Origin of the sequence: Blautia sp. AM42-2 (assembly GCF_003480245.1) — a bacterium.
Lineage (GTDB): Bacteria > Bacillota > Clostridia > Lachnospirales > Lachnospiraceae > Fusicatenibacter > Fusicatenibacter saccharivorans.
This window is the reverse complement of record NZ_QUIM01000036.1, coordinates 1-1,470: the sequence shown is the minus strand read 5'-3', so window position 1 is coordinate 1,470 and position 1,470 is coordinate 1. Positions and strand designations below refer to the sequence as shown.

The following is a 1,470-nucleotide window of genomic DNA, read 5'->3' as shown; positions in this document are numbered from 1 at the left end:
CATTTATCGGTTGATCCAGCATGGAGCTTCGCTGAAGGATGTTTTAATGATTGCAGGGTGATTTTGTGCAATTTTCGTTATTTGCTCATTTATAGTTTCTAATATAATGAATTATTTTGTACTCTATTTACCTCAAAAACAGAGCCGGGAGTGATGGATATCGTAGTATCATGTACCGAATAGCTGATAAATAGATATAGTTTTAAAAGCATCCCTTTTGTTTGCTTTATAAAGGCTATTTTCCCTCTGATCAACTATGATGATGAACCTTCCGTGTCTAAAGGGATCATGTCCCAACTTCCTTCGTCCCATCTACCATACACTGAGTGCCAGCCAAGCTCCTAAACAGGGTCCATGCCCCATGGTAAACACCGATGCCGACTACAGCTCTTGTTTTTTCTGTTCGATTGTTACTGACCTGCATTCATCTATTATGGTACTGATTTACTCAGTGGACGCTATACCATTACAGATTCCTGTTAGTCTTTTGGCTGATGTGGTCCGTTTCAGACCTCATCATTTACGGGTTTCTGTTCCAGAACCCTGTCCAGTCTCCAATTCGGATTATCACAGACTCGACAGAGTTCTGGAAGTATTCACTGTTTTTGCTCTTTATGCTGCTTTTGCTGCTAATGCAGCTTTTGACCGTTTGATGTCCTTTAACATTTTTTGCGGATCATAGTCTTTTCCTGTCTTCAGGATGGTGTATATTACTCTTAATATCTTGCAGGCTATCACTATCAGGGACTGCATCTTTTTCAGCGGGTTGTCAGCCCGTGTTGTGTAATATACATGCAATTCTTTAAATTCTTCGGCATGGGAAACTGCTGATTTTGCCGCCTGGAACAGCCAGTACCGGAGCCGTTTGCGTCCCCTGTGACTGATCTTTGTCTGCCCTTTGTGCTTACCTGAACTGCATGCTACAAGACTCATTCCGCTTAATTTCTGGATTTCTTTTACATCATCAAATCTGCTGATGTCTCCCATTTCTGCCACAATTCCGGCTAAAATATTTTCACCCACGCCTTTGATCTCCAGGATATTTTCTGCATAAGGTATTTCCATGCATTTTTTATGCAGGGTATTCTCTATCCAGGCAAGCTGTTCATCCAGTTTCATGATTTCTTTCGCAAACCACTTCACTGTCTCACGACCGACACTGGATCCATCTTTCAGTCCTACGCTTTTTTCTGCATACTCCACGATTTCACTGGCTCTGCTATAGCCGCGTCCTCTTAGCTTCGCTTCATGCCAGATGTTCCTCAGACCTTCTGTCCCCAGTTCTGTAATCTCTGATGGAATGCACGACACTTTCAATACTTCCAATGCGAATGTACCATCGATTTTTTCCAAATGCGTCCATGTATTCTGGGAAATAGATCTTAAGCTCCCTGTGAAGACGGTTAATATTTCTATAGCTATCCTCTTAATTAGCGCAAATTCCAGATGCGTGGAAGCACCCTTTGCAAT

General features: G+C 42.1%; 1 protein-coding gene. It reads right to left on the bottom strand.

What is annotated here, in order from left to right; genetic code table 11:
• Positions 1-612: 612 nt before the first annotated feature.
• A partial coding sequence (locus DW915_RS15540) for a transposase (RefSeq protein WP_243033863.1) occupies positions 613-1,470 on the bottom strand: 858 nt, incomplete at its 5' end.